This window comes from Pseudomonas sp. P5_A2_2 (genome assembly GCF_054177685.1).
In genome coordinates this window covers 1-7,282 of record NZ_JBGCUL010000167.1, presented here as the reverse complement: position 1 = coordinate 7,282, position 7,282 = coordinate 1, and the positions used below count along the sequence as shown (strand labels likewise).

Below are 7,282 nucleotides of genomic sequence, written 5' to 3'. Positions count from 1 at the left end.
GCCCGGTATTGCGCATCAGGAACTCCAGCAGTTTGTACTCGGTGGGCAACAGCGTCAGCAGTTGACCGTCGCGGCTGGCTTCGTGGCTGATCAGGTTCAGCTCCAGATCCGCCACCCGCAGCGTGGTGGCCTGGGCGGTGACAGTGTTCTGCCGGCGCAGCAGGACTTCGACCCGGGCGGCCATTTCATCGGTGGCGAAGGGTTTGGTCAGGTAGTCGTCGCCGCCGGCGCGCAAGCCGCGCACGCGTTCATCGACATCGGACAGCGCGCTGATCATCAGGATCGGCGTGGCCACGCCCATGGTCCGCAGCGTGGTGACAATCGCCAGGCCATCGAGCCCGGGCAACATGCGGTCGAGTGTGATCAGGTCATAGTTGCCGCTGACCGCACGCTCCAGCCCTTCGCGGCCATTGTCGACCCAGTCGACGTCGAGGCCGTGGCTACTCAGTTCAGCGACAATTTCCCGGGCGGTCACGGCGTCGTCTTCGATGGTCAAGATGCGGGTCATAGGGCTGGCCTGATAAGCAGTTCATTACGAAGTTGCGAACATTTTGCCAAGAATTGCCCGCGACTTAATAAATTAACTTTCATCTGGCTCGCGATAGCGGGCTGACAGGCAATTCATGTGTCGACTGACACGACGCCATCGCGAGCAAGCTCGCTCCCACAATGGATTGATGTCGAGCACAAAATCCGCGTACGACGAAAATTACTGTGGGAGCGAGCTTGCTCGCGATAGCGGCAGATCAGGCGAAATGAATCGGTCAGTCAATCGGCGTACTGATAAACACCTCAAGCCCTTCGGCATACGCCGTGAACGCAGCAATCCGCGGAAACTGCGCCGCACTCACCTGATCCGGCACTACCAGATTGGTAAAGCTCCAGGCTACGGCGAGGGTAATGCCGTCCTGCTCAAGCGAACCATCAGTTTTCAGCGGCTGTTTTTCCAGCTCCCGCTCCAGCGCCGAATAGGCCGCCGTCAGCTGTCCTTCGACCCGCTGCACCCAGGGTTCAAATTGAATTTCCTCGGGCCGCAAGTTGCGCTCGTAGTAAAGCTGCACGGACTTTTCGCTGGCGGCCAGCGCCAGGCCGATCAGGCGTAACGCGCGCAAGCGCTGACCAGGCTCGACGGGCAACAGGCTGTTGCCGGCCAGGGTTTCGAGGTAGTCGATGATCAGCGTCGAATCCATCAACACCTCACCGTCATCCAGCACCAGTGTGGGCGCCTTGACCACCGGATTGATCTGCTGGAATTGTTCGAAGTGGCGGAACACCGAGACCGATTGATGTTCCAGGGTGATTCCCAGGCATTTGGCAGAAATGGCGGCGCGCCTGACATAGGGCGAATCCAGCATACCGATCAGCTTCATGGTCCTTTCCTTTATATGGCCATTTCGGGAGGGACAACCTTAGCTGAGGTTCGCAGCCCTGCAAATGACTGTGAATAATGCCCGGCGCAAGCCGTTTGTCTTCTATATACAGCCGTTCGACTGAATTTCTTGCTATAAACGCACTCCGATTACCACCTCAAAGCCTGCGGTAGAGCATTTTCAGGGCTTTGTCGGACAAATTCGCTGTCTTTTCAGTTGCTGAGGCCTCAAGTCGGCCGTAGACTGCCGCCCCTCGTAAATTGAGTGCCGGGTGGCGCTTGGAACAAACGGCGCCTTTCCGATGGCCTGCCCAGGTCTGCCGGAACGCTCCCTTATTCGCCTTAATGCACGTTTTTTTATAGAGATATCAATGACAAAGGACAAGTTGCTGGCCATGCCGGCGGATGACTACATGAATGCCGAGCAACATGCTTTTTTCTCCGAGCTGTTGCAGAACATGAAAGTCGAAACCCATGAGCGCATCGAACAGAACCGCATCGCCATCGAAAGCCTGGACACCCCGGCCGATCCGGCAGACGCGGCTTCGGTCGAAGAAGAGCGCACCTGGCTGGTGAACGCTATCGATCGCGACCAGCGCATGCTGCCTCAGTTGGAACAAGCCCTTGAGCGCATCAAGGAAGACAGCTTTGGCTGGTGCGACGACAGCGGCGAGCCGATTGGCCTCAAGCGCCTGCTGATCAGCCCGACCACCAAGTACTGCATCGAAGCTCAAGAGCGTCACGAGCAAATCGACAAGCACCAGCGTCAGGCCTGATTCTGCAAGGCAGCCCCTTTGATCCGGGCTGCCCTGAAAAGATCGCAGCCTGCGGCAGCCCCTGCGCAATTGATGCAGGGCGCTGTTGCAGGCTGCGATCTTCGTTTTCTGCCGTCTTCGATTTCCCGGTTGTTCTATTGATCTGCTGCAACGCTCACGACTAAAGGCTCATGGATAATGGCTTTATGGTGGCGTTTAATGCGAAGACAACAATTAGAAGCTTTCCGGGGTAACGATGATGACGAGAGACGGGTCTCTGGTTGCGGCAGTGCCTGCACCAGTGCTGTTGCCGAAAAACCGCTGGCTGACACCGACGCTGCAAAGCATCGCCCTGATGCTGTTGTTATGTGGCATGACGCTGGGTGACGGGTCGCTCTACCTTGGCCTGCCGCTGGCCGTATTGATTGTCTGGCTGCCTCGCCTGCGTTCGCGCGCGATCCCGCAGGCGGCTTCCCCCGACAACCCCGATGCCATTGGCGAGTTGACTCGCGATCTTTCCTACACCACCAGCCATAACGCGCTGTCAGCCGCCGGTGTGGCGTTCTCGGTTCGGCAACTGGCGGACAAACTGCAATCGCAGCTCACGGCGGCGGCACAGATCGTCAGCAACGCCGAGGTCATGATCACCACCGAACAGGCCACCTCGACGCTCAGTCGCCAGGCGCTGAGTGCCGCCAGCGAGGCTCATCAAAGTGGCGCGGTGGGGCGTACGCAACTGATCGAGTCCATCGCGCGCATGCATCAGCTCAGCCAGCGCGCCAGTAACAGCCGTGAACTGATCGAAGCTTTGAGCCTGCGCAGCGATGATATCCAGCGCGTGACCCTGGTGATTCAGTCCATCGCCAGCCAGACCAACCTGTTGGCGTTGAACGCAGCGATAGAAGCGGCGCGGGCGGGGGAGCACGGTCGCGGGTTTGCGGTGGTGGCCGACGAGGTTCGCGGGCTCGCCGCACGCACGGCGACTGCCACGGGCGAAGTGGGCGAAATGGTGGCCGATATCCAGCAACGTACCGCGCAGGTGGTGGAGCAGATCCGTCAACTATCCAGCGACCTTGATACCGGCGTCGAGCAGGTCGAACGGACGGGACAGCATCTGGAGAACATTGCCCGTCTGGCGGCCAGTGTCGAGTCCCAGGTCGGGGAAATCGCCCAGGGGGCAGACACCAACCGTGAGCAACTCGACAGCCTGTTCCACRCCATCGAGCAGATGCGCAGCGACCTGGCGGTCAGCGACCAGCAGACTCAACGCCTGGCCCAGGCGGCGGTGCAAATGGAAGGGCAAGCCGAAACCATCAGCGAGCGTCTTGCCGAGGTGGGGCTGGATGACTATCACCAGCGGGTCTATGACCTGGCGCGGGAAGGCGCGAGGCAGATTGCAGCGCGATTCGAGGCGGATATCGATGCCGGTCGAATCAGTCTCGACGATCTGTTCGACCGCAATTACCAGACTATTCCCAATACCAGCCCGGCCAAGYACCAGACGCGTTTCGACCGCTACACCGATCAGGTTCTGCCAACGATCCAGGAACCGTTGTTACCGCKTCACGAAGGATTGGTGTTTGCCATCGCCTGCACCCAGCAGGGTTATGTGCCGACCCATAACAAGGCATTCAGCCAGCCGTTGACGGGCGATGCGCAGGTCGATGCCTTGCAGAACCGGACCAAACGCAAGTTCGCTGACCGTACCGGGATCCGCTGCGGCAGCCATCAGAAGGCCGTGCTGCTGCAAACCTATACCCGTGACACCGGCGAGTTGATGCACGATCTCTCGGTGCCGATCATGCTCAAGGGCCTGCATTGGGGTGGTTTGCGCCTGGGCTACAAACCGGAAAAGCCGCGTTAGAAAACCCGGGCTGCAGGACGATTGTTACGAATTCTGCAATGAACCTGTGCAGGGTTTTGCTGTTTCCTCGTCGGAAAACTGATTAACATATCTACTAATTAGGTTGCTAATGAATTTCGAGGGGTCAGCATGCAAGGCAAAGTTGATGTCGCGGTCATGATCGGCAGCGGTGTACCCGCCAATTTGCGATCCATGGGGCGCAGGGTCTGCTGGGTGGTGTTGCTCAATGGCGAACGCCGGGGCACGGCGTTCTCCAGTCGCGATGAAGCGGAGGAATGCAAGGCTGCCTGGTTGGCGCAATTGAACGCCGAAAAACCTGGCAGCCTGCATTGAGGTGGTCAGTGCGTCTGGTGCATGCGCAGGTTCAGGTCGTCGACCACCCGCGCCCAGTCTGCGTCTTGGCTCACCGCCAACCCGACAATCAGGCTTTCAATGCACCCGCATCGACCGCGGCCTTCAACTCCCTGGCCGATTCCTGGGCCGCAACGGCGGCGATATCCGGGGTTTTGAACCAGCGATCCTTTTCGACCTGGTGATAGGTCACGGCCTTTAGCGGTGGTTTGGCGCGCATGACAATCACGGCCTGGAATTCACCGTCGATTTCTCTGGCTTCACCCCGGATAAAAAACTCGCCGATATCAAATTCCATCACGTTGCAGACTTCCCCTGGAAATACATTGTTGTTGTCAACGCAACCCGATTTTTTGCGGATCCGTTTTATTGGGCTGGCAGTATGGCAGTAGTTGCCCGTCGACGGCTGAGATAAGTCGGCGGGCAGACGAAACGTCGATGGGGTGAGTGCGGCGGGTATGTCAACAATGTGATTCAAGAAACCGGGCGAGGGCACAGGCTTCATTATGATCCGCTCGGAAACCTCTTACGCAGCCTGTCGAAATATCCTTGATATGAAAGAAGGCAATGCCTGCCATCACCACCTGAAATCGCGGGCGGGCCGGGGCATCGAGAAGCGGTTCATGGGGGCGGAACCCTATCGGGTGCAAGATCGGTGGTGTTTCCGTGTCAKGCACCAAGGGATAAGCGAAGTGAGTCAGCGTGCACATATGAAGTCCTTTTCATGGTTTTATCGACGTATGTACGTCGTTTTGGCTAGTCTCCAAGAGCATCGCTGCTCTAGAATCACCCTCACTGGCGGGGAATCGATGTTTATCTAAAGCAATTTTTTGCGGACGATATGTAGGAAGAGATTTTTTCTTGATGAGATTTTTCCCCAAAGTTGATAGTCCATGCTTTTCTGGCAGCAGAAAGGGTGTTTTCCTTCAGCCTGTGACGAACGCCAGGCAGGACGACGCGAGTGACGTTCCAGTAGTCTTCTCAAGCTTCGTGATGAGTGAGCGCACTGCTCATTCAGGACTTCAATTCGGGTTCTTTGGCGACACCTTCGGCATTGCCGCTTTTTTGGCTGTGCGTTTATTTCTCGCGCACGGCACCAATTTTCAGATGTGGGGATGTTTCCTTGGCAGTAAGTAATCTCGATATGCATGCTTTGTTCGTGCTGGGTGATTTGCGCGCAAAGCTGGTCAAGCAGTTTCAGTCACGTTTCGTTTACATCACCGAACAGAACGCTGAAGGCATCTACATTGCCGAAATCGACACCGAATCAGCCCTGGTGGTGGACGACAAGCCCGGACTCAAACTCAAGGTCGGCGATCATTTCAGCGCGTCCGTGCTGCCCAGTCGTGAAGGCGGCAAGCTGGACATCAAGTTCCGCGACATCAAGCTTACGGTTTACGGGATTGGCGATTACGCCTTCGTGACCACGGCCGACGGTCAGGGGATAGTGTTCAAGGAAGGTCACAGCGTGGTGATGGTGTTTGCCGCCTATCAACAGTTGCAGGAAGGCCTGACCAAGACCCTCAAGGCCGTGACCGCCAAAGCGGCCAAATGGCGCAAGGGCGAACTGGTGACCTTCAAGGCCAGCGAGTGATGACCCTGACCCGCGCCGATTTCCACGAACAGAACCTGGCCAGCGCTCAAGACGAAGCGCGGCGGCTGTTCGGGCAGAAGGTCATTCTRCAAGGAGCCTGGCTGAATTGGGTGGCGTCACAGCTTTACCAACTGCAACCGGCGGCATACGCCAGTATGGTCAGGCGCGAGCTGATGCGTTTGCAGGAAAATCGCGAAAACTGATCCACGCACCTCGAAAGCAGGAACCTCTACTACAGTCATTGGACTGAGTATTCAGAGGCTTCGCGGTCTACTGCCAGGCCATCCTGCTATTGCTGTGAACAGCACGAGGTGCAAAAGCATGAACGGATTTCGACGGTTGCTGGCTGCTGTCCTGGCCACTTTCGGCTTACTGGCGACACCCGCCCCGGTGTTTGCCGCCCAGGCGCCGATCCACTTCGCCGACCTGAACTGGGAAAGCGGCAGCCTGATTACCGATGTCCTGCGCATCATTGTCGAGAAGGGCTATGGGCTACCGACCGACACCTTGCCGGGCACCACCATCACTCTGGAAACCGCGCTGGCCAATAATGACATCCAGGTCATTGGCGAAGAGTGGGCCGGTCGCAGCCCGGTGTGGGTCAAGGCGGAAGCCGAAGGCAAGGTCGTCAGCCTCGGCGACACGGTCAAGGGCGCTACCGAAGGCTGGTGGGTGCCGGAATATGTGATCAAGGGCGACCCGGCCAAGGGCATCAAGCCGCTGGCGCCGGACCTGCGCAGCGTCAGCGACCTGCCGCGTTACAAAGACGTGTTCAAGGATCCGGAAGCCCCGACCAAGGGGCGTTTCCTCAACAGCCCCATCGGTTGGACCTCGGAAGTGGTCAACAAGCAGAAGCTCAAGGCGTATGGGCTGGACGACAGCTACGTGAACTTCCGCAGCGGTTCGGGTGCGGCACTGGATGCAGAGATCAGTTCGTCCATTCATCGTGGCAAACCGGTACTGTTTTACTACTGGTCGCCCACGCCGTTGCTCGGCCGCTTCAAGCTGATTCAACTCGAAGAGCCACCGTTCAACGCCGAAGCCTGGAAAACCTTGACCGACGCCGACAACCCCAACCCACAGCCGACCCGTTCCCTGGCCTCCAAGCTGTCGATCGGTGTGTCCACCCCCTTCCAGAAGCAGTATCCACAGATTGCCGAGTTCTTCGCCAAGGTCGACTTTCCGATCGACCCGCTGAACAAAGCGCTGGCCGAGATGAGCGAGAAACATACGCCGCCGCGTCAGGCGGCGCAGGCGTTCATGAAGGCTCATCCGGACGTCTGGAGGGCCTGGCTGCCCAAGGACGTGGCGGATAAAGTCTCCACCGCCCTGTAGGCGCTGCCGCAGGC

The 7,282-nt window shown here is 58.2% G+C and carries 10 protein-coding genes; 6 read left to right on the top strand and 4 right to left on the bottom strand.

Going from position 1 to position 7,282, the window contains the following annotated elements:
- Both ACXRVY_RS12670 and ACXRVY_RS12665 read right to left on the bottom strand, forming a co-directional pair.
- The coding region (locus tag ACXRVY_RS12670) for a response regulator transcription factor (RefSeq protein WP_458237508.1) at nt 1-508 on the bottom strand (508 nt) is incomplete at its 3' end.
- Nucleotides 509-764: 256 nt separating this feature from the next.
- A complete protein-coding gene (locus ACXRVY_RS12665) occupies nt 765-1,370 on the bottom strand; it encodes a glutathione S-transferase (protein WP_223463523.1) in 606 nt (201 codons plus the stop codon).
- Between the two features lie 370 nt (nt 1,371-1,740).
- On the opposite strand from ACXRVY_RS12665, the gene ACXRVY_RS12660 reads away from it, so the two are divergent.
- The 3 genes from ACXRVY_RS12660 to ACXRVY_RS12650 all read left to right on the top strand — a co-directional run bounded on the left by ACXRVY_RS12660 (nt 1,741) and on the right by ACXRVY_RS12650 (nt 4,321).
- Nucleotides 1,741-2,145, top strand: coding sequence for a TraR/DksA family transcriptional regulator (locus ACXRVY_RS12660; protein ID WP_007935965.1), 405 nt, complete (start codon nt 1,741-1,743; stop codon nt 2,143-2,145).
- 235 nt (nt 2,146-2,380) lie between these two features.
- Nucleotides 2,381-3,988, top strand: a complete 1,608-nt coding sequence (locus ACXRVY_RS12655) for a methyl-accepting chemotaxis protein (RefSeq protein WP_458237507.1) — start codon at nt 2,381-2,383, stop codon at nt 3,986-3,988.
- Nucleotides 3,989-4,117: 129 nt separating this feature from the next.
- A complete protein-coding gene (locus ACXRVY_RS12650; protein ID WP_223463524.1) occupies nt 4,118-4,321 on the top strand; it encodes a hypothetical protein in 204 nt (67 codons plus the stop codon).
- 88 nt (nt 4,322-4,409) lie between these two features.
- Here the strand turns inward: ACXRVY_RS12650 and ACXRVY_RS12645 are convergent, their stop codons facing one another.
- Nucleotides 4,410-4,640 carry a hypothetical protein gene (locus tag ACXRVY_RS12645; RefSeq protein WP_223463538.1) on the bottom strand — a complete coding sequence of 77 codons (231 nt, stop codon included), beginning with the start codon at nt 4,638-4,640 and terminating at the stop codon, nt 4,410-4,412.
- Nucleotides 4,641-4,800: 160 nt separating this feature from the next.
- On the bottom strand, nt 4,801-5,049 hold the full coding sequence (locus ACXRVY_RS12640; RefSeq protein WP_458237506.1) for a hypothetical protein: 249 nt from the start codon (nt 5,047-5,049) through the stop codon (nt 4,801-4,803).
- Between the two features lie 413 nt (nt 5,050-5,462).
- Between ACXRVY_RS12640 and ACXRVY_RS12635 the strand changes: the two genes are divergently transcribed.
- The 3 genes from ACXRVY_RS12635 to ACXRVY_RS12625 all read left to right on the top strand — a co-directional run bounded on the left by ACXRVY_RS12635 (nt 5,463) and on the right by ACXRVY_RS12625 (nt 7,268).
- On the top strand, nt 5,463-5,933 hold the full coding sequence (locus ACXRVY_RS12635) for a hypothetical protein (protein WP_223463526.1): 471 nt from the start codon (nt 5,463-5,465) through the stop codon (nt 5,931-5,933).
- Complete coding sequence (locus ACXRVY_RS12630) at nt 5,933-6,136, top strand: hypothetical protein (protein WP_223463527.1); 204 nt, start codon at nt 5,933-5,935, stop codon at nt 6,134-6,136. The genes ACXRVY_RS12635 and ACXRVY_RS12630 overlap by 1 nt, the downstream gene beginning before the upstream one ends.
- Before the next feature lie 118 nt (nt 6,137-6,254).
- A complete protein-coding gene (locus tag ACXRVY_RS12625) occupies nt 6,255-7,268 on the top strand; it encodes an ABC transporter substrate-binding protein (RefSeq protein WP_223463528.1) in 1,014 nt (337 codons plus the stop codon).
- Nucleotides 7,269-7,282: the final 14 nt, after the last annotated feature.